This window comes from Fodinibius halophilus (genome assembly GCF_011059105.1).
GTDB lineage: Bacteria > Bacteroidota > Rhodothermia > Balneolales > Balneolaceae > Fodinibius > Fodinibius halophilus.
On the sequence record NZ_JAALLS010000005.1, the window covers coordinates 15,190 to 37,704 of the forward strand.

Annotated in this window: 14 protein-coding genes; 1 reads left to right on the forward strand and 13 read right to left on the reverse strand. The window is 43.1% G+C overall.

What is annotated here, in order from left to right; translation table 11 throughout:
• Positions 1-425: 425 nt before the first annotated feature.
• On the reverse strand, positions 426-812 hold the full coding sequence (locus G3569_RS05195) for a helix-turn-helix domain-containing protein (protein WP_165266781.1): 387 nt from the start codon (positions 810-812) through the stop codon (positions 426-428).
• 307 nt (positions 813-1,119) lie between these two features.
• Positions 1,120-4,170, reverse strand: coding sequence for an efflux RND transporter permease subunit (locus G3569_RS05200; RefSeq protein WP_165266783.1), 3,051 nt, complete (start codon positions 4,168-4,170; stop codon positions 1,120-1,122).
• A 575-nt stretch (positions 4,171-4,745) separates the two neighbouring features.
• Here G3569_RS05200 and G3569_RS05205 point away from each other — a divergent pair.
• Entirely contained in the window at positions 4,746-8,396 is a 3,651-nt protein-coding gene (locus tag G3569_RS05205) for a multifunctional oxoglutarate decarboxylase/oxoglutarate dehydrogenase thiamine pyrophosphate-binding subunit/dihydrolipoyllysine-residue succinyltransferase subunit (RefSeq protein WP_165266785.1), read from the forward strand.
• 194 nt (positions 8,397-8,590) lie between these two features.
• Here G3569_RS05205 and folE2 read toward each other — a convergent pair whose 3' ends face one another.
• The 11 genes from folE2 to G3569_RS05260 form a co-directional block, all read right to left on the reverse strand.
• A complete protein-coding gene (gene folE2, locus G3569_RS05210; RefSeq protein ID WP_165266787.1) occupies positions 8,591-9,490 on the reverse strand; it encodes a GTP cyclohydrolase FolE2 in 900 nt (299 codons plus the stop codon).
• A gap of 30 nt (positions 9,491-9,520) precedes the next feature.
• Entirely contained in the window at positions 9,521-9,970 is a 450-nt protein-coding gene (locus G3569_RS05215) for a 6-pyruvoyl trahydropterin synthase family protein (RefSeq protein ID WP_165266789.1), read from the reverse strand.
• Positions 9,971-10,197: 227 nt separating this feature from the next.
• Complete coding sequence (locus G3569_RS05220) at positions 10,198-11,823, reverse strand: IPT/TIG domain-containing protein (protein WP_165266791.1); 1,626 nt, start codon at positions 11,821-11,823, stop codon at positions 10,198-10,200.
• Between the two features lie 110 nt (positions 11,824-11,933).
• Entirely contained in the window at positions 11,934-14,735 is a 2,802-nt protein-coding gene (locus G3569_RS05225) for a TonB-dependent receptor (protein ID WP_165266793.1), read from the reverse strand.
• Between the two features lie 236 nt (positions 14,736-14,971).
• The gene (ftsH, locus tag G3569_RS05230) at positions 14,972-16,993 is read right to left on the reverse strand and encodes an ATP-dependent zinc metalloprotease FtsH (protein WP_165266795.1); all 2,022 of its coding nucleotides are present in this window, start codon (positions 16,991-16,993) and stop codon (positions 14,972-14,974) included.
• Positions 16,994-17,145: 152 nt separating this feature from the next.
• On the reverse strand, positions 17,146-18,189 hold the full coding sequence (thiL, locus tag G3569_RS05235) for a thiamine-phosphate kinase (protein WP_165266797.1): 1,044 nt from the start codon (positions 18,187-18,189) through the stop codon (positions 17,146-17,148).
• Between the two features lie 92 nt (positions 18,190-18,281).
• Entirely contained in the window at positions 18,282-18,731 is a 450-nt protein-coding gene (locus G3569_RS05240) for an ExbD/TolR family protein (protein WP_165266799.1), read from the reverse strand.
• A 12-nt stretch (positions 18,732-18,743) separates the two neighbouring features.
• Positions 18,744-19,295, reverse strand: coding sequence for a biopolymer transporter ExbD (locus G3569_RS05245; protein ID WP_165266801.1), 552 nt, complete (start codon positions 19,293-19,295; stop codon positions 18,744-18,746).
• 17 nt (positions 19,296-19,312) lie between these two features.
• Positions 19,313-19,582 (reverse strand): hypothetical protein, encoded by a 270-nt coding sequence (locus G3569_RS05250; protein WP_205720043.1) that lies wholly within the window; start codon positions 19,580-19,582, stop codon positions 19,313-19,315.
• Between the two features lie 46 nt (positions 19,583-19,628).
• The gene (locus G3569_RS05255) at positions 19,629-20,342 is read right to left on the reverse strand and encodes a MotA/TolQ/ExbB proton channel family protein (RefSeq protein ID WP_165266803.1); all 714 of its coding nucleotides are present in this window, start codon (positions 20,340-20,342) and stop codon (positions 19,629-19,631) included.
• A 160-nt stretch (positions 20,343-20,502) separates the two neighbouring features.
• The gene (locus tag G3569_RS05260; RefSeq protein ID WP_165266805.1) at positions 20,503-22,500 is read right to left on the reverse strand and encodes a protein-disulfide reductase DsbD family protein; all 1,998 of its coding nucleotides are present in this window, start codon (positions 22,498-22,500) and stop codon (positions 20,503-20,505) included.
• Positions 22,501-22,515: the final 15 nt, after the last annotated feature.

Sequence of the window (22,515 nt, forward strand, 5' to 3'; positions counted from 1 at the left end):
ACAGCAGGTGAAAAGTAATACCTGCTGTTTTATAAATTTATCTTTTGGGAGGTTCTTGGCAATTTGTATGACCAGTACATGGTAGTTTGCCCGTTGGAGAAGCACAATTGGTCATATTATAGTTACCATCACATGATCCACCCTTACAATATGTATAAGAACAACCAGCTGTCATCCTAGCTTCGGCATTAGTAACATTTAAAAAATGAGCTGTACCCATTCCTACAATTAAAAAGAAAGCCAAAAAGAGTACACGACTAGATTTTATTAATTTGACCATAATATTTTTATCCGTTTTGCTAGTTAATTATCAAGTTTATCTAAAAAAGAATTATGCTAAACTGCTTTATTTCCAACTGTGATACTAATTTAATCGATGAAACGACCGACCACCTGCATTTTCTATTGAAAAATCTCTTGAATTTTTAACTAATCTTGTTTTCACTTCTCCACTTACCGGGCGGAACCCCTTTTATTCGCTTAAAGGCCTTAACAAAGGTTGAGGAGTTTCTATATCCTACATGCATTGCTATGCGTTGAATCGTCAATCCATCCAAACTATTATCATCTAATAGTTTTACAGAGGCCTTAACCCGTAATAAATTGATAAATTTCTTTGGTGGTACCCCCAGGTAAAACTTGAACTTTCCGGCCCAGTTGTTGCCGTTTATATCACACTCCTTTTTTACAAATGCTACTGTTAGCTGATGATTAAATAAATGTCGGTAAATGCATAATAACATTCCTTCAATAATACCCGGCAGTTGCTTTTTGTTACTTTTAACCCCAAACTTCTGATCTTTTTTACCCATAACAGGGGGGGGGATGGATTCTGAATGAGTCTCTCTTGAAATGCCTGTGATGTACATGTCATCATTTGGTATTGATTGGACTGCATATGTTGTCTCCTGATTTTACAAAAATTGACTTTCTATTTATAAAGAGATCATCGCATCCTTTCTGTTACAAAAAATACCGTTAGAATATTTTAAAGTAATGGAGCTCTCTTTAGACTTTCCAAGTCTTCAACACTTGGAAAGTCTAAAGAATCCCGGCTTTATCCCGTTTCGACGCCGAACATCGTAACGAGATAAAGCCACAGAAATCCATTCCTAATTTTTAATTCTTAACTCTCAACCGCTCTACCCATTGGAAGATAATCGGTACCAGGTATAGCGTAAGCAGCGTACTGGTAATCATCCCTCCCATCAGCGCCAAGGCTAGTGACTGACGAAAAGCATAGCCGTCGCCAAAGGGCAGCAGCATCGGTATCAACCCAAATATGGTCGTCAGGCTGGTCATTACTACGGGACGAAAACGGTGCAGCCCTGCTTTGGTAATGGCTTGGTGCAGATCTCCGGTATCGGCAAAATAGCGACGCATGAAATCGACCTTCAAAATGGAGTCATTAACGGCAATACCGGTCAATATTAGGATCCCCATAAAGGAAAGGGCATTCAAACTGATGCCCGTGCCCCATAATATTAATATGGAACCTATCCAGGCGAAAGGTACGGCAACGAGAATAATGAGCGGGTGCCGCAGGCTCTCAAACTGTACTGATAATATGATGTAGATGATTACTACACTAATGAGCAGCAGCAATCCCATATCAGATAACAACGAAGAGATACTCAAAACCGCCCCGCCCACCTTTACCTCGGTGCCTGTTTCTCGGGCGAATTTTGTCAGTACATTTTGGATCTCCTCTCCGTGCCACCACCAATCGGTAAATCCTATTTCGCTCATATAGCTGAGTACCGGGGTTTGATTGACCCGTTCGAGCTGTTCCGGCTCTGAGCTTTTCTTGATCTCCACTACTTTTGAAAGCGGTACTTTAAGGTTATTAAGGTCAAGGATGATATCTTCAGGTTCAAAAATCTGTCGATCATAGCCTACCATACGAATAGGTACATTTTCATCCTGGCGATTCCAGTCGGTAATCCAGCTCCCCCTTGTCAGTGATTTAAGATACTGCAACACCTCCTCTTCGTTAATACCGAGCCGAAGTAGCTGCTCGGTGTTAAACCGCAGTTGGTATGTCTGCAATTGCTGTTCATATTGTTTTTTAAAAGGCAGGTCCTCCCTCACCTTTTGCAGGTCTTGCTCGAGCTTGACCGCTAACTGCTCACTTTTATTCCGATCCTCATCCACCAGTCGAAATATAATTGGCGGTTCATTGGCTGACGGCAACACATTTAATGCATTTTGAGCCGCCAGTTGCTGGCCGCTCCAGTCGGGTTGGCCGGCCAAAAAATCTGTAACTTCCCGGTGTAGTTTATCGGCCATTTCATACCCATTCACGGGAATACTGATCGTAAATTTATTACGCCCTTCTTCTGAAAGGTTTGCCAAATTTGTCTGATCAGTATAGCCCCCCAGAACGCGTGTTGGGCGGTCATCGGCTTTGTATACGGCTACTTTTCGAATCAAACTTTCGGCTACTTCCCGGGTAGCGTGTAGCGAGGTATTCCCGGGCAACCGTACCTGGTAGCGAACTTTCTGAGGTTCAGTTTCGGGTAACACGCGCTTGGTTACAGAGTTAAACAGGACTGCTGTTCCCAGGAACAGCAACATCATGCCCCCCAAAAATAGCCCTTTATGACGCAGGGCCCACTGCAGACTCTGTTCATACTGATTTCGCAGGCGGTCAAAAAATTGATTAAAACCGAGCACAGTAGATTGTGCTCCTTCCTTTTTACGGAACTGTGTTACCAACACCGGTAGTATAAGCAGGGCAACCCCCAACGAGGCCAACAGACTAATAGAGAGTGTCCAGGCCTGATCCTGAAAGAAGGCTCCCTCAAATCCCCCTAAAAACACGAGGGGCAAAAATACGGAAATGGTGGTAAAAGTAGATGCGGTTACGGCCAGTGAAATTTCGCTTGTGCCTTTATAGGCCGCTTCCATAATAGAGCTGGTTGTGGCCCGGTGCCTGTTGATATTCTCGAGTACAATAATAGCATTGTCTACCAAGAGCCCGATGGCAAGGGTAAGACCACTGAGTGATACGATATTCAATTGGATATCGAAGATGTACATCACAAAAAAAGTGAGGAAAATGCTTACCGGTATGGCCACTCCAATGGTAAAGGGAGTCCGCCAATTATCCAGAAACAGGAAGAGTATGACAAACGCTAAAAGCGCCCCGTACAGTAGCGTTTGCAATAAGTTATTGATAGCATTGCGAATAAAGGTGGCATTTTCCTGAAGTACCGTAATACCGATATCCTTGTTTTTTGAGCGTAATTCGTCGAGTAGTGGCAACATGGTATCATAAGCTTCAACCGTGTTGGCCCCATACTCCTTTTTTACCAGCACACTGAGCACTTCTTTGCCATCGACCAGTGAAAATGAGGTGGGGTCGGCCTCCCCTAAATCGACTTCAGCAACATCACTGAGTTTAAGTACTCGCCCTGTGCCCAAGGTTTTAAGCGGCACCTCCTTTACATCATCTATTGACTGAATACGGCTCTGTATTTTTAATGAGTATCGGTACCAACCATCTCTCATTTCACCCGTGGAGGTAAACAGGTTTGCTCCAGCCACCAGATTTTCAACTTGGGAAAGAGATATATCGTACCGGTTTAGGGCTTTGGGACGATATCGAATTTGAACTTCGGGTTTTACTTCGCCCACTAATACCGTTTGGGCAATGCCCTCTGCCTGTTCTAAGCGACGAGACAACACCTGTTCGGCCCATCGCTTCAGGCTAAGTCGCGTGTTAAAATCAGGATTAGGATTGTCTGCACTTGTTATCCCCAGTATGGCTATGGGTTTATCGGAAGCGGTATTTTGGACCAGTTGCGGGCGTTTGGCTTGCTCGGGCAGGGCACCGCGAATCTGATCCAGCTTTTCTCGCACATTCAGGAAAGACAGATCCATATTTTGCCCCCACTTAAACTTCAGGGAAATAATGCTCTGTCCCTGCCGGGCGAACCCGTGGATACTCTCAATCCCTTGAACTGTGCTCAGTCTTGCTTCCATCAGTTCATTAATTCGCTGCTCTATTTCTCGGGGGGCAGCTCCGCTCCAGTCGGTCTGTACCAGTAACGTGGGTGAATCAACCTCGGGTAATAGGTTAACGGAAAGTTCAGTGAGCGCGATCGTTCCAAAGATGAACGTCGCCAAAATTAACATGAATGCTGCTATCGGGCGTTTTAGTAGCAATAGTCTATGATGAAATTATAATTGTACGATTATTATAGTAGAATAGATATGAATATGCAATGTGCAACTGTTATCTCTGTCAAATTTAATCTTGGTATAGGTATAAAGAGTATCTCACCCCTGTACTGTTACATTAAAATACTATAATAGACTTTTATAACCATTGATATGCTTATTCTACATACAGAGCAACGGTTATATATATGCAAGATATTGGAACATGCTGAAGGAAGTTCCCCCATAAATCGACATACTGTAATTGTGTGTGGGCACCTGTTTTATCTCTTATATTTTCGCTCACTGCTCTCTAAAAGTTTATAGTCGGTAGCTCTTAATTGTCAGTAATTTTTCTTTTAAAAAATTCTGTGAACGGTCGATGATTATTAACTGGAAACACGGTATGGAGGAGCTTTTCAGCTGCGATTTAAAATAAATGAAAAGTTCCAATTTAATATTACAATACTTAACTTTAGGCTTAATTGCTTTTGGGTGCTAAAAACCCAACGAAATAATCCATTATAACTTGTATAGGCTTTTGTTAGCCAAAAATTTAAACTAGTCAATAAGACCACATTTTGAAGTCGCTCGAATCTGTATTCGGACCCAATTCCGCACTCGTTGAAGAACTGTTTAACCAATACAAAGATGACCCGTCTTCGGTACCAAACCACTGGAGACAATACTTTGATGAAATCGAAGGGGTAGAACGTGCTGAGGATATTAAATCTGAAGCCAAACAGGCCGGCAACGGGGCCACTGCATCGGCTCCTGCACCTGCCAAGAAGAAACCTACCGCTAAAAAAGAGACCGATAAGAAGGATCAGGATAAACAGCTGCCTTCCGGGGCAACACTGGAAAAGATAAAAGGGGTTTCCAGTAAAATTGTTGAGAATATGGACGAGAGCCTGGAAGTGCCTACTGCAACCTCGGTACGCGCCCTTCCTATGAAGATGCTTATCGAGGACCGTGCTATTATTAACCGGCACCTCAAGCAGCGTAACGAACCGAAATCTTCTTTTACGCACTATATTGCCTGGGCCATTATCAAGGCGCTGGAAGAGTTCCCCAACATGAACAATTCCTTTATGTATAAGGATGGGGAACCCTATAAAGTGATTCCCGACCAGGTTAACCTGGGACTGGCTATTGATGTACAAAACAAAGATGGGTCCCGCAATCTACTGGTCCCCAATATTAAGGGTGTAGATGAGATGGACTTTAAAGAGTTTCTGTACGCCTATGCAGATCTTGTTGACAAAGCCCGTAATGGCAACCTCGAAATATCTGATTTCCAGGGGACAACGCTTACGCTTACTAATCCCGGTATGATCGGAACCGTTCAATCGGTACCCCGCCTGATGAAGACCCAAGGGACTATTATTGCTACCGGTGCTATTGATTACCCGGCCGAGTACCAGTCCATGTCGCAAGAGGTACTGAATAAGCTGGGTATCAGCAAGGTGATGAATATTACTTCAACTTATGATCACCGTGTTATACAGGGAGCCGAATCGGGATCGTTCCTGAAGAAAGTGCACAGCCTGTTAAATGGTGAAGAAGAATTTTACAGCAGTATTTTTGAGGATCTGGAGATTCCATATGATCCCCTTCCCTATGGCGAAGACACCTATGTAGGACAGCTCGACGGGCAGGGTGCTACGCTGGAACAAAACAAGCGGGCTATTGCCGTTATGCGATTGATCAATATGTATCGCACGCGCGGGCATGTGCTTGCTGATCTTGATCCGTTAAGTGATGAACCCGGCCACAGCCCTGAGCTGGACCTGGAGTATTATGGTCTTACCCTTTGGGATCTGGATCGCGAGTTTTATTGCGGCGGTCTGGGCGGTAACGAAAAAGCTACGCTCCGCGAAATCATCAACCTGCTACGCCAAACGTACTGCGGAAAGATGGGTGCCGAATATATGCACCTGCTGGATCTGGAAGAACGAAAATGGTTGCGCGAGCGCATGGAATCTACTACCAACACGCCGGACCTTGACAAGGATGAAAAAGAAGACATCCTTCACAAGCTTAACCAGGCCATGGCTTTTGAGCAGTTTCTGCACAAAAAGTATATCGGGCACAAGCGCTTCTCTCTTGAAGGGGCCGATACCCTGATCCCCATGATGCATCATATGCTCGAAAAAGCGGGTGAAGATGAAGTTGAAAAGATATTTATGGGCATGGCCCACCGGGGACGTTTGAATATCCTCGTAAACATTATGAATAAGCCATACCGCAAGGTCTTTGCCGACTTTGAAGGCAACCTTGACCCGGGCAGCATTCAAGGATCCGGGGATGTAAAATACCACTTGGGCTCAAAAGGTACTTATGAGACACAAGCGGGTGAAGAAGTTGAGATTGAGCTTATGCCCAACCCCAGCCACCTTGAATCGGTAAACCCCGTGGTAGAAGGTGCTACCCGGGCTACCCAAGACCATGATGGCGAGAACGCAGAAAAGAAAAATGTACCAGTACTCATTCACGGCGATGCTGCTTTTGCCGGACAGGGCGTTGTAGCTGAGACGTTGAATATGTCGCAACTGGATGCCTATAAAACGGGCGGAACAGTGCACATCATCATCAATAATCAAATTGGTTTTACCACCCTGCCCGAAGATGGACGTTCTACGGAATATGCTTCGGATATCGCCAAGATGATTCTTGCACCAATTTTCCATGTAAATGGAGATAACCCGGAAGAGGCTGTCCATGCTATACGGATGGCATTTGAGTATCGTCAAAAGTTTGGGAAAGATGTTGTTATCGATCTTATCGGTTTCCGTAAGCACGGCCATAACGAAGGGGATGAACCGGCCTTTACGCAACCCGGCATGTATAAAGAGATCGACAACCATCCAACGGTACGCGATATCTATACCGAACACCTGCTCGAAAAAGGTGAATTTACCGAAGAAGAGATGCAGGAGATCTTTGATGAGTTTGATGAACTACTGCGTGATGCTTTTGAGGACGCTAAAAATGCTTCTCCTCTTGAGGTATCAGACAATATGATTGATCGTCATGAGACGAAGCAGGAAGACCGACCGGAATATCCTGATACCACGTATCCCGAGGATGAGCTCAAAGATATTGCTGTTAAGTTAAATACGGTTCCAAAAGATTTCGATGCCAACCCCAAGCTGCTGAAACAGCTGGCCAAGCGTGCCGAAATTGTTGATAAAAATGAGGAGAAAATCGACTGGGGCTTTGCTGAAGCACTGGCCTTTGGATCCCTCCTCAAAAAGGGTACAACAGTACGCTTGACAGGACAGGATGCTGAACGCGGAACATTCTCTCATCGTCATGCTATTTTGCACGGTACCGAAACTGATCAACAGTTTATTCCCCTTAATAACCTTGAAGAAGACCAAGCTCCTTTCTTCCCCTACAATAGCTTACTCAGTGAGTTTGCTTGCGTTGGGTATGAGTTCGGATACAGCGCTGCCAGGCTCGATGCACTGGTAATCTGGGAAGCACAGTTTGGTGACTTTGCCAATGGAGCCCAGGTTCAAATTGACCAGTTTGTTTCTGCAAGTGAAGCTAAATGGGGACAGAAGTCAGCACTGGTAATGACCTTGCCACACGGCTATGAGGGCCAAGGCCCTGAGCACTCCTCGGCCCGCTTAGAACGGTACCTGCAGCTCTGTGCTGAAGATAACATGCAGGTTGCCAACCTAACTACCCCGGCCCAGTATTTCCATATTCTGCGTAAACAAGCCAAACAAGATGATAAGAAACCACTTATCATTATGTCACCTAAAAGCTTGTTGCGCCATCCGCTGGCTACTTCCAAGGCTTCTGACTTGGCAGAAGGTGAGTTTAAACCCTTTATTGCTGACCAGGAAGTGGAAGACAAAAAGAATATTGATCGATTGGTCATCTGCTCTGGCAAAGTCTATTATGATCTTTACAAACAGCGCCAGGAAGATGAGATCGACAATGTAGCTATTGCACGCTTAGAACAATTTTATCCATTTCCCGATGCAGATGTCAACGATATACTCTCTGAGTATGATCATGTTGATGATATTGTTTGGTGCCAGGAAGAGCCTAAGAATATGGGCGCCTGGACCTTTGTATCGCCTCGTATTTCGCAAGAGTTACAAGACGGACAAAGTCTGCGTTATGTAGGACGTCAAGCTTCTGCTTCTCCTGCCGCGGGACATAAGAAAGTCCATAAGGCAGAGCAAGAGAAGCTGGTTAGCGAAGCTCTTAACTAGCACGCAACCAAATTCTGCTTTATTATCCAATTCAGGGGCGTATTTTTCGATACGTCCCTTTTTTATTGCTGATACTTTTCCAGAATACCCCCCCCGGACTTTTAAAGTGCCGGGATTTGTAGTTATAAAAAAGAAAAGCCCTGAACCCAACTAAGGTCCAGAGCTTTCAAAAGAAGTAAAATAATAGATGCTTTTTAACGCAGGCCGTTCTTCACACCTTTGCAAATGCGACTGACAGCATCATGGCTGTGCAGGCTTTCCATATGTACACAACGGATGACGAAATCCTTAATCCGTTCTTCATCATTCAGCTCTTCGTAGAGAAGACGTGCCGCATCTTCCACAAACTTCTGGTATGCACCATTCATCTCTGCAAAAGCCTGCTCATCTTCACGCTTAACCATTACCTGTGTTTCCGTCATCAATGCATCCTGGCAATGTTGAACCAAGTCTTCAATAAAGATCTCCTCATTGAGCTCCACGGTAAGGTTCGCCACACTACGCTGGCTGTGCGGAATACTTACCACTTCACGCTTCTCGCGGGCATGCTCAGAAAGTTCGTATGAGCACGGGCAGGCACTGCTATATTCAAAGTCGAGATGGATAAAACTACGGAAATCGCCATTTGTGTTCATCGTCCCTTCAATGGCAACTGTATAGTACTGGTAGCCTTCTAAACCCGAACGCAGGCTTTCCTGAGAAATAGGATAGTTAAAAGACAGCCGTAAATAAGCTGACTGCGAGTCCAGGTCTTCGCGGTATTTTTCCAATACCTCTTCCAGTTTATCAGGATGAAAAACATCATCCTGGAACTCATAGAATGAGCGCATAATACGGCTCATATTAATACCCTTCTTACCGGCCTCCAGCCCCACATAGCCATCCACAGAGGTTTCAAGCGTAATAAGCTCACCATCGGGCCTTGGATACTTTAGGGGCAGCTTAAAATCCGAAATACCAACTTGTTGGATGGGTACATCGGCTCCTTCAATAAGTGAGGCCGGTCCATTCTGTAAGTCGGGTAAACTTGCCTTATAATCGTCAGAAACTGTAAAAGTTGGATCGTAGTAACGTTTCAATTTTGTAGAAATCATTCGTTTATACTGCAATTCTATAGTTGTTGATCAAAGAGCAGGAATCTCTTTATTCAGGAGATATGGACAATATTTGGCCGAGTTTCGTTCGGTTTCTTCCAGTTCAACTTCATATAAAAAGCCGTTTCCGTTGGTCCCTTTTTTTATGGGTTCTTCCAGCTGATGATAAAAAACTTTCACCAAATTTTCTGTGGATGGTAAGATTCCATCTAAGAAATCCACATCGAGGTTAAGATTCTTGTGGTCACACTTATCAACTATTGTTTCTTCAATAATGGATTTAAGCACAGAAAGATCTATCACATATCCTGTTTCTTCATCTGGTGTACCTGCAACGGTTACCCTGATGATGTAATTGTGCCCATGCCAATTTTCGTGGTTACATTTCCCAAATGTTTGTTTATTCCATTCATCAGATTTATCAGGGTTATGTAACCGATGGGCAGCATTAAAATGTGCTTTTCTAGTAACAAAAACCAAAGTAGCTGTATTTATTTTCAGAGTTTAAAATAACAAACACTCACAACGATTCTATAAAATCGAAGGTTCCCGCCTTTTTCAATTATCAGATAAAATTATCACTACAGACGATCTATATCAAATAAAACCTAAAATAAAAGAAGGAGGTCCCGGATCAACGGAACCCCCCTGTGATCAGCACACCTCACACATTGCATGTGAGACAATATTTCAAAAAAACATCGTGCTTATATGGGCCATTTTACCCAGATTCCTTCATTCACCCAGTCCCATTGTGTTCCTGATTCACCAACAGCACCTCGGAAAGATACGTCGTCGAACCAACTGTCACTGGGGGCCTGCCCTCCGGAAAGATAAGCAGAACCTGAAGGTAGACTGTAATCGTAGTTGCTGGGATTATTGAATAAATCGGCAGGTTTATCAGATGATGTATACTCATAGACTGCAGAATATCGCGACTCATCCGATGAAGCCCATGGGCCATTGTTTTGGAGAACAAAGTTTTCAAGGACAAGATCACCGGAATCGTAGTTTTCGTAGGTATCATCATTGGCGTTGTTTTCTCCGTCAAGGTAGAATGGGTTCCCAACAAAGTTGCTCACAATGATATTTCGGTATGCTCCCTGGAGACCTTCACGAAGCTTGAGTCCCATATTATCTTTTCCGGAAGCAGTATTCTTAGGAGCGATAACCGTAGCATTTGAAATATTGGGGCTTCCCGGTCCACTTCCCTGGTCGCAATCAGCTTCGTCGGCACATCCATCATTTTCAAATCCTTGGTCAGCACCATCTCGCTGCACAGCTAACCAAAACTGTCCTTTACCAGACCAACCTTGGTCGTAGTCAAAGCTATCATCATCAGCACCGTAAACAACCAAATACTTGATATCAACCGTACCACCAAAGAGCTCTATACCATCATCACTAGAACCGAAGAGGTTAACGTGATTGATGTTCGTTTCACTTCCAATAGAGTACAATGTTAATGATTGCAACTCAGATCCAGCGTTGATACTGTAACCGGCATACTCAATTCGTACGTACTCCAGAGAGCCACTGTCATCAGAATCATTGAAGTTACCATCAGCATCTGCACCATAGAAAATATCTTGCTCAATGCCTTCAACAGTACCTTGTCCCCCCGGAATGTTGTTAGAGGCACGACCGGTCATGATAATTCCACCCCACGAGTTAATCTGCTTTCGATCAGAAGTAAACACAATAGGTTGATCAGCCGTACCTTCGGCAACCAGTTTTGCGGTCTCGCGAGGTTCGCTAAAGTTCTGGTCGTCAGATGCCAGGGTATAAATAGCCCCAACCTTGTCATCATTTCCGTTGTGGTATTCGAAAGTAACTTCCACACCGGCCTCAACTGTTAGAGTAACGCCCGGCAGTACAAAATGTGGACCTACAAGGGTAGTATCATTGCTCCACGTTTCATCAGCAGCAATTTTAGTACCCGGGAAACTCGCATAAGGCTCTGGAATTTCAGGTTGCGGTTCACTGCTTATTGCGAATTCTGACGTTGTAGCTGATTCCCCATCAACAGACACTGTAATAGGACCTGTTGTAGCTCCTTGAGGAACAGTTACAACAAGCTCAGTAGCTGAAACAGAAGAAATGCTTGCAGTTACGTCCCCAGCAAAAGTAACGCTGTTATCATCAGCATTGTTGGCAAAACCGGTACCGGTGATAGTTACCTCATCACCCGGTTGACCAGCAGTGGGGTTAATAGACTCAACGGAAAGAGGGTTTGAATCGGGACCATTAGGGCCGTCATCGTTACATCCCGTAACAATTACAGTTAACGCAAGAACAAGTGCACTTGCAACTTTTGTAAAGCTAAGTTTCATGATAGATTGATTAGTTATTTAGGGTTGATTTCTACTAAAGGTTGATTATAAGATCTCTACTTTAAGAAACGGTTAACTGGAAATGAGTAAATGATTATAATTCTCACTATCTAGAATGATAATTTTAACCCAAAATCGAAGGTGAGCCCCGGCTTGTACTTATAGGTGACAAAGCCTCCCTGCTCATAGGTTTTGGTATCATTCAACAGGTTAGAAACCGAAAAGCTTAACGTTGTGCTACCGGCGCGGTAGTCTGCCTTCAAACTCAGATTATGAAATGGCTTTTCATATTCATCATCCGGATGCAAAGAATTTCCGATTGTTACAATTCGTTTTCCGAATGTGTTGTAATTCGCTGACAGGTCCAGATTCCATTCCAGGATGCTGTAATATGCCCCAAAGTTAACGGTGTAGGGAGACTGCCCGAACATAGGCCTTGCTTCATTGGCTACCCGATCAACATCTTTCTTCTTAACGGTTGTTTCTGAAAAAATAAACGAGGCATTTGCTACCAATTGTAATTCGGGTAACACATTTTTACGGCCTTCTACTTCCAGCCCGTAAAGCTGAGCTTCTTTCCCATTCACAAACTTTATTTCAGCACGTTCAAAGATGGGCCGATATATCTTTTCAATGGGATTTTGGAAATCCTTGTAAAACACACTCAGTGCAAACAATTCACCAATATCGGGGTATGTTTCGAAACGAAGATCGTAATTGGTAATCTTGGTACGTTTCAGTTTGGGATTTCCAATCAGCTTCTCTCCACCAATGAAATCGGTAAAACTGAAGTTTGAGATTTCACGAAAATCGGGTCGAGCCAATGTTTGCGAAAAAGCTCCGCGCAAGTTTGTCTTATCACTTAAGCTGTAACTCAGATTTACAGCCGGCAAAAAATCGGTGTTCTCTACATTTGATATTTGAACCAGCTGCTCTCCCGAAGAATTTGAGATTGGTTCTTCGTAGGAAACCTCTTGGTCTGAAATTTCTACACGAGCCCCAACTTCCAGGGTCGTATTTTTAAGGGCTGTCCATACCGTACTAAGATATCCGGCCCACAAGGTTTGGTCGCCTATATAAGAGTCATCTGGTACGGTGTTTTCGCGGATCTCCAAGACCTCATTTTCAACCAGTTCAGGCCGTAGTGCAATACTGGGATCTGCATTTTTATCTTCTTCTGGGTAAGCCGGCGCACTAAAGTCCGGGTTATCCACATAGGTAAATCTACGGGCATCAAAAGAACGTTCTTTAATCATTCCCGATCCGCCTGCTTTTACTTTCAGAAAGGGAAATGGCTTTAGCTCATAATCTACTTCGGCAGAATAGTTATTGTCTTCCTGGTTTGCGAAATAATGGGTATTCCCCCCCTCACTGCTACCAAGATTAATTTTATAGTTTACGACATCATCAGTCGTTCGATCATTATAGAGCGTAGTACGGCGGTCTGGTTGATCTCTTTCAGCCCGACTATAATTGATATTCGCGGAGATACGAGATGAATATAAACGCTCTATATAGGTATCAAATTCTATAGCAGTAGCGAAAATAGCTTTTCGATCGAAACTAGAAACTGTTTGTCGAGGAGTACTATTTTGGTAGTTATAATAACTACCCGTTAATATACTGCCGCTGTTCTCCAGTGAGTTCGAATACAGGTTCTTGAAACCGATCTTTGTTACATCGTTGGGCTTGATGAACAAATTCATCATGCCACCGAGTTTTACATTTTCAGTACCGGTACTTTTTTCAAACTTAGAGATGTAAGAAGCAGTATTCTCACTGGCCGTTTGTAACTGGTTCAGGGTCTCAGCGGGCTTGTACTGTCGGTCGTACTTATAATTAAAATTTGCTACCAGCCCAATTGGCATTTTATCCTGGTTATACTGATTAGCATAACTAACACCTATCTTTTGTGAAGGCAGAGCTTTTTTGGAATCACGAATTGTCCAGTCTGTATGTACCTGATTGGCGAAACGGGCCTGTCCTTTTGTAGTAGTTAACCGATCTCCTTTTACCATACTCGGCAAGGCCCGTTTTCCACTGTCAAATCCGATAAAATCTGTTGCGCTTCCCGGCGAGTACAGCATATCATTAAAAGCCGATATGGTATTGAGGCTTGTTGAATAGCTGAGCGTTAAATTCTCTGCATCAGGGAATTCACTCGTGGTAATCTGAACAGATCCACCGGAAAATTCACCGGACTGGTCGGGGGTAAAGGTTTTCTGTACAACAACGTTGTCAACCAAGCCACTGCCAACAAGATCTACAGGGGCTTCCTTTTCTGTAGGACTCGTAGAAGGTACCTGGGCCCCATTCAACTGGATATTGCTGTACCTGTTACCGAGCCCGCGTACATATACATCATTGCCATTTACCAGGGAAACACCGGTAACACGCTTCATCGCAGAAGCCACATTCCCATCACCCGTTTTACCCAAGAATTCAGAAGAAAGTCCATCCTGAACTGCTACTGCTTTTCGCTGAATAGATAACAGGCCTGCCTCATTGTTAGAGCTGGCCCTGGCAGTAACTTTAACCTCTTCCAAACCAATAGTTTCTGGCTGCAGAGTGATATTCAACTTTGTTTTCTGACCGCTACCTACTTCTACACCGGTTATCGTTTTCTTTGCATAAGAAATATATGAAACGGTAATTGAATAGAAACCGGGTGCTACATCTCTTATAGCATATTTTCCATCAAGATCTGTAGCGGCCCCTTTGGTTGTACCTGTTATTGATACATTGGCTCCGATGATAGCCTCGCCCGTTTTAGCATCTACAACTTTACCCACAATTTTACCATTGTCGGCCTTATTATTCATTTGAGCGTTACCAACGGAAACAAAACAAAATAACGCTACGAAAACTATCGTAGCAGATTTTCGAAGAATTGTTAATTTTAAAGTATTCACAATAAGTGTGCTGATTTATGTTTCGGTTCTGTCCTTAACATCACATGGCAAGGATAGCACACTTAAGTTGCAGAACTATTATCTCACAGTTATGACTTTGTTATTCTTACTTTAAGAGATTGTTAAGAAGGGCAGCTGCAGTTTTTTAAGGGAGGTGTAAAATAATGATGCACAGCCTCTTAAAGAGTGTTGTGCATCATTAAAACAGAGACTAAAACTAAAGAATACGGTTTCGGTTATTCCTCTTCATCTTCAGTTGGTTCTTCTTCGACCTCGTCTGATACAGCCATTCCATTGATAACTTCGGCATCAAAAATACCTTCGGGGTATTTCCCTTCGGGATGGTCACCGAGCAACGCTTTCAAGTCATTATGGTCAATAACTTCTTTATCAAGCAAGGTCTCGGCCATTTTTTCAAGTTGATCTTTGTGCTTGATAAGTAGTTCTTTGGTCCGCTCATAATTTTGTCGGATAATTTCTTTTACTGCCTTGTCAATATTTTCTGCCGTCTGCTCGGAATACTTCTTGTTGAAACCGTAGCTATTATCGGGATTCTGTGAGTCTTTTAGGGAGATGTATCCCAGCTCTTCGCTCATCCCATATTCAGCTACCATCGCAAAGGCCATATTGGTAATGCGTTCCAGATCGTTTTGAGCACCGGTAGAGATACGACCAAAAATAACCTCCTCGGCAATTCGTCCACCGAGAAGTGCACAAATTTTATCATTAAGCTCATCGGTAGTCATCAGGAAGCGATCTTCCAACGGTGTTTGCAAGGTATAACCTAAAGCAGCTAACCCGCGAGGTATAATACTTACTTTCAACACCGGATCAGTATGCTGTAGGTACCAACCTACAATTGCATGTCCTGCCTCATGATAAGCAACAATCTCTCTTTCTTTAGGACTGATAAGTTTATTCTTTTTCTCCAGCCCTGCAATTACACGTTCAATAGAATCCTGGAAATCCTCCATCTCTACCGCATCTTTGCCACGACGAGCTGCCATTAACGCAGCTTCGTTACAGAGATTGGCTAACTCGGCACCGGCAAAACCGGGCGTTTGTGAAGCCAACAGTTTCAGTTCAATATCGTCGGACAGGATAAGATCTCGGGTATGCACTTTCAGCACTTCTACCCGTCCTATGAGGTCCGGTTTATCAATAACGATCTGTCGATCAAAACGACCGGGACGCAGGAGTGCCGAATCTAACACATCCGGACGGTTGGTCGCCGCCATAATAATAACTCCGTCATCACTATTGAACCCATCCATTTCACTTAAAAGCTGATTTAAGGTATTTTCACGCTCATCGTTTGAGCCCATTGACATACCCTTACCACGGGTTCGACCTATGGCATCAATTTCATCAATAAAAATAATACAGGGAGCCGTTTCTTTGGCTTTTTTAAACAGGTCGCGAACTCGTGCTGCCCCAACTCCTACAAACATCTCTACAAAATCCGACCCACTTAAGCTATAAAAAGGAACATCTGCTTCTCCGGCTGTTGCTTTTGCCATTAATGTTTTTCCGGTACCGGGCGGGCCTACCAACAACGCACCTTTGGGGAGGGTGCCACCCAACTTAGTAAACTTTTTGGGGGTTTTTAGAAACTCAACAATCTCTTCGACTTCAGCTTTAGCTTCTTGCAGACCTGCTACATCTTCAAATGAGGTTTTACTTTCACTCTGTTTATCATATAGAGAGGCCTTGTTTTTCCCAATATTAAGTACTTGCTGGCCAGGGTTCATTCGCTTAAAAATAAATACCCAGAAAGCAACAGCTATAGCAATAAACACTAACCACACAAAGAGGCTGCTGAACCAATCTTCCTCTATTTGGACATCATAAGTGACCTCATTTTCATCCAGGATCGGTCGAATCTCATCTCCATCCAACATCGTTGTGCTAAAGGTATTGGGTGCCTCCGTATCTATTAAGGGAAGTGGATCTTCTACCGCGTTGGGATCTTTAACAATTCCTTCTTCTACAGCTTTGCTGCTATATTCACCGGTGATATAAGAGCCGTTTTTTATAACAATATTATCTACATACCCTTTCTCAACGTATTTCAGAAAGGTGCTATATTTTATGCGGCTGCCATCAGATGTATTAAAGGCATAAAACTGAATACCCAGCAGTACCAATAACAGGACAACATAGATCCATATAGGAAATTTGGGGATTAAGTTATTGCCCTGTTTCGACTTCTTTTGATCTTTACCGGTATTATCGGACGGCTTGTTCTTTTCTGACATTGAATCATTCATTAACAATTGAATCTTATCTTGATAAAGATACGGCAAATTTACCTATTCTGCGTACTTCCTTAACTACTTTTCTGAATCAATATTTAATAATTAAGAAGTAATCCTAAAAAGGTGTGTATACCTTCTGTAATACTTGCCTGTTAAGAATTTGTCTCGTCCTCTTCTCCAAATGTTACCACTCCCCCTTCAGCCTGTTGCATACACAAGCCCTCTTCTTTATCTGTAATTTTACCTATAACCACAAAGTCCTGGAATTCATCTGCCAATGTTTCTACTTGTTCCTCAGGAAGGGTAAACATCAGTTCATAATCTTCTCCACCATAAAGCGCATAACGGTCTACTTCTTCACGCATCTCATCAGCAACGGTTCTGGTATCTAAGGCGATGGGGAAAGCTGCCTGGTACACATAACTTCCAACATCAGAAGCACTGGTTAGATGCTGCAATTCACTTACCAACCCCTGTGTAACATCAATCATTGCGGTTGGTTTAAGGCTTGACTCACCAATTTGCTCAATAAAGTCGTTACGTGCAGCCGGTACCAGTTGTCGTTTTACTACATATTCATAATCATCGAGGTCAGGCTGAAAAGAGGTCTGCTCTTCCTGTTCCTGCCAAAACTTCTTCTCACGCATTAATATACGGAGCCCGGCAATTGCCCCACCAAGGTCACCGGTAACACAGATGGCATCGCCTACCTGTGCTCCCTTGCGATAAATAATGTCTTCTTTTGCAACTGATCCGTAACAGCTTATACTTACGGATAATGTTTTATGCGATGCGGTAAGATCTCCACCAACAATTTGGAACTGGTAATCTTTAGAAGCCGCTCCTATGCCCCTATAAATCTCTTTTAGCATATCTACCGACAGCTTATTCGGTACAGCCAAATCTACATTAACAACCTCAGGAGTACCATTCATGGCATAAATATCACTCACTGCAGCAGTGGCAATTTTATAACCTAAATGATGAAGAGGTACGTAGGTCAAATCAAAGTTTACTCCTTCCATAAAGGTTTCGGAAGTTGTAAGTTTAAAATCATCCTCTCCTTTTAATACGGCCGCATCATCTCCATACCCTAATTTTACTGATGGATGCTCATATTCGGCATATTCCATCAGTTCATCAATAAGTTCAGTTCGTCCTAAAGATTGTATCGTTCTAAAAGAATCGTCTTTCATAGTTTTTTAGATAATAAAAAAGGCAGGCACAATAACTGTGCTTGCCTTTTAAAAATTAAGTGTGAACTTTGCTAAGAGCGTAAGCCTGTGGCTTAGTTAACTTCCTGCTTGGTAGAATAATTGATACGCAAGGTACCGGCCTCACGTAGTTCCTCCTGAATATCGGTTATTTTACCAAACTCTGCCTCATCATGCACACGAAGTGAAACAATGAGTTTAGGTTGCTCTCTTAACTTGTCGTACATAATGTTACGTACCGCAGATACGTCATCGATAATAGAGTCATCAATCTGGATCTTGGTTGGACCCAATTTATTTCCCGATAACTTTTGCGGCCCTACATAGATGTAACTGACAAGTCGCTTCTGTTCAATTTTTTCAATGTTTTCTGCTTTCGCGAAATCTACCTTTACCTGTAATGTAACCTCTCGCAGTACTGTTGTCACCATAAAGAAGATGAGCAACATAAATACAACGTCAGGCATTGCGGATGTAGGTACATCCTGACTGGTTTTGGCAGATTTTTTCTCAAAATGTCCCATAGTTAAATACTCTTATTGATTGGGCTCTGCGATTGAAATTTTCTTAGGATACATATCCTTCACCTTCTCGTGTCGTTCGCTACCTTCCTCTAAACGATCATAAGGCACGCCGTAATTAGACTGTGCAGCTTGGTTTCGAAGTTCAGCATAAGCACCCATTACCTCATCAAGCATATTAATGTAGACGTTGTAAGGGGTATCTCGTTGCGTCTGAATAGACACAATTGCTTTATCAGGGTTGTCCGATAAATTAGGATCCTGTCCCCGATTGGTGATAAACTCCTTCAGGTTACGCTTGACCTGTGTTACAGGTGTTGGCTGTGTTTCTTCGGTACCCATTAAGACTTGACCCTGTGCATTCACAAGGATCTTCATCATATTCCTTTTTTTAATGGGTGGGGGCTCCTGATCTTCTTCAGGTGCTGGAGGTAGTTGCAATCCAATACCTGTATCAACGTCAATCGTTGTTACAAGCAGGAAGAAGATAAGCAACAAGAAGGCAATATCCGCCATTCCTGCTCCACCAACTTCCGGATCTTCTCGTTCTCTTTTTTTTCCAATCATTGGTTAAACTCTAATGTTTATAGATTAAATGTACCGCGCAAACCAGTAAGAAGCATAAACAACAACATTACGGCCATCATAAATAACATAGTACCGATTGCTGCTTCTGTGATAGTTCCAGCGATACCGTAAGCGGCACCGAAAACGACAAAAGGAACAAGCATAGATATTATCTTCTTCTTGTCCTGTTTGCCTTTAATCAGGCTTTGGATTCCGGAAATAACCATTCCTATCACGCCCAGCGCGATCAATCCCAAGCCTAAACCTATTGCTATAGATACAATCATAATATTAGGTAGAATTCGTTAAAAAGGTAGTAGTTGTTAACTTATCTTATTCTTCAGACTCAGAAGGATCTACGATCTGCTCGCCTTCTTTGAGCATAACAATAGAATCAATAAGCGTGATAGAACTTTCTTCCATCTCAGAAATCAGACGGTCAATTTTAGACACACAGTAATTGTAACCGATCTGGAGAATAATACCTGCGAGAAGTCCACCTGCAGTTGTCAAAAGTGCTACCTTAATACCACCGGCAACAAGCGTAGGCGAAATATCACCTGCTTCTTCAATAGCATCAAATGCCTGAATCATACCAACTACCGTACCGAGGAATCCGAGCAGTGGGGCAATGGCAATAAACAGAGACAGCCAAACAAGCCCTCGCTCAAGGAAACTCATTTCGATAGAACCATAAGCAGAAATTGCTTTCTCAGCGGCTTCGATACCTTCATCAACACGCATCAAACCTGCTTGGAAAACAGAAGCAACGGGGCCCCGTGTTTCGGCACAAAGTTCTTTAGCAGCAGAAACTCCGCCTTCTTGGAGAGCCTCTTGTACGTCAACAATAAATTTACGTGTGTCAATATCGGCTAAGTTCAAGGTAATAATACGCTCCAGGAAGATGGCCAATCCTAAAATTAAGGCGACAAGGACAGGCCACATAAAACCACCCTCATTACCTTCATTAAATTTTTCAACTAGTACATTAAAAAATCCTTGGTCCACTCCTGCTTGAAGGAAGAAGAGAGTTATAGACGTTGTCATACGATTACTCCGATTAAATTATATTAGTTATCTGTTAATAAGGGCTCACAAAGATGCAAAATGATAGATCATTTTAACTAAAATGTCAAAGAAGGTACATCCTTTTTTTAAATAAACTTTTTAGTATTAAAAACTTTAACAAGTTAAGAACATTCAGGAATTAATTAATTCCTGTTTGGAAACCACTATTTCTTTTCCCGTACTGTTGCAGACCGGCATCCAAGAATTGTTGAAACTCTTCTTTATCAGCATAACCTACGAGCTGTTGTAGAATGGTTTCACTTTCCGGGTCAAGAACTACATAGGTAGGTAATGCTACCGTACCGGTAAGTTCAAACTGAAAACGCTGGTTTGCCGGCCCTTCAGATCCATCATCCGTATATAAACGCACCAGCTGCATTTTTGCAAATCGTTTTTTAATTGATTCTCGTGGAAAGACATTAGTTTCCATAGCGCGACAATTCGTACAAGTATAGCCTGTAAAGTCAATGAATACAGGTTTATTTTCTTGTTTCGCTTTTTCGCGTGACTCTTTATAGTTACTTGACCACATCTCAGCTTCCGAAGAATTGGCAGATCCCCCTCCAAGCTGTGCGAAAGAGCGAACCACACTCACATCGGTAGCTTGTTTTGGAGGAAGCCATGCATCCCATATTCCTAAGGATGCTCCCATCAATCCGGGGATTAAATAAAAGCTGAACAAGATAAAAGGCATAGCCAACATTAACCGCCCCGTACCAATTTGTTTAGGCTTGGAGTCGTGATTAATGGCATACATCCCCAGTACATAAAACCCGGCTAGTAGAAAAATAGCAATCCATGTTGCAATGGCAAAGGGTCGTGAAATCAATCCCCATTCCCACACGAGGTCAGCATTTGATAAAAACTTAACTGCTGCAGCCAACTCAATAAAACCCAAAAGCACTTTAACAATATTCATCCAGGACCCACTCTGTGGCAGAGACTCTAGCCATCGTGGGAAGAGTGCGAAAACCACAAACGGGCTCGCAAATGCCGCTGAGAAGCCGGCCATTCCAATAATGGGATAAAACCACTCCCCTCCTGTGGTAGCAGCTAGCACCCCACCTACAAAGGGTGCAGTGCAAGAGAATGATACCGCACTGATTGTTAATGCCATAAAGAGAATACCAATAACTCCAGAACTCTCATTACTTTTTCGGTTTAGCCAATTCGTAAGTTGATGGGGCAGCCGTAATTCAAAAGCTCCCAACAAACTAACTGCAAAAACAACCAGTATTGCTGCTATAAATAGATTAACCCACGGGTTAGCCGCAAACTGATTGGCCCCCGAAGCGCCTAGTATCAGCGCCAGTAAAGCCCCTAAAATCGTAAATGTAAGAACGATAGTTAGACCGAAACCAACAGCCTGCCATACAGCCTTTCCACTGCCCTGCCCCTCTTTTTGTTTTGAAAAGAAGGAAACAGTTAACGGTATCATAGGAAACACGCAAGGGGTAAGCAATGCAGCAAAACCCGCCGTTAGTGCGATCCACAGGAAAGAGAAAATTCCGGAGCTTCCCAGTCCGGTGCTTGCATTATCGCTACTGCTAACAGATCCGTCACTTTCGGCAGAAGGAACTGTACCGATTGAAGATTCTTCTTTTGTATCTGCAGCTTCTGCCTCCTCAAAGCCCTGGTAAGGGCTATCAGATGTACCACTTATATTTATGGAATGAGTAATAGATTTCGTTTTGGGGGGCAGACAGGTCTTATCATCACAAACCTGGTAAAGCACCTCAAGGTCTACCATTACAGAACCAGAAGCATCTTCTCGGAATGCTACAGGAATAGTAAACGTAGCTTCTTTGGTATGCCAGCCCAGTTCTGCATTAAAGTTCGGATCCATCTCTATTACCGGTTCCGATTCGGTAACTTCTCCAGCAACAGCCATCTTACTATTAGCTGATGTAAACTGGGTTGGGTAAGGACCGGCATCAGGATCGTTTGCAACAGAGTATAAATGCCATTTTCCATCTATTGAAGCTTTGATAGTAAGCTCAAAAACTTCGCCTGCCTGAACGGTTTCAGGGGCATCACTTACAGAATAAGAGACAGGATCTAACATCTGCCCCTGAACAAAGAATGGGGATAACACCATTACGATGATCCCCATTATCTTTATAATCGAATTCCTCATTACCAAGAGGTTAAG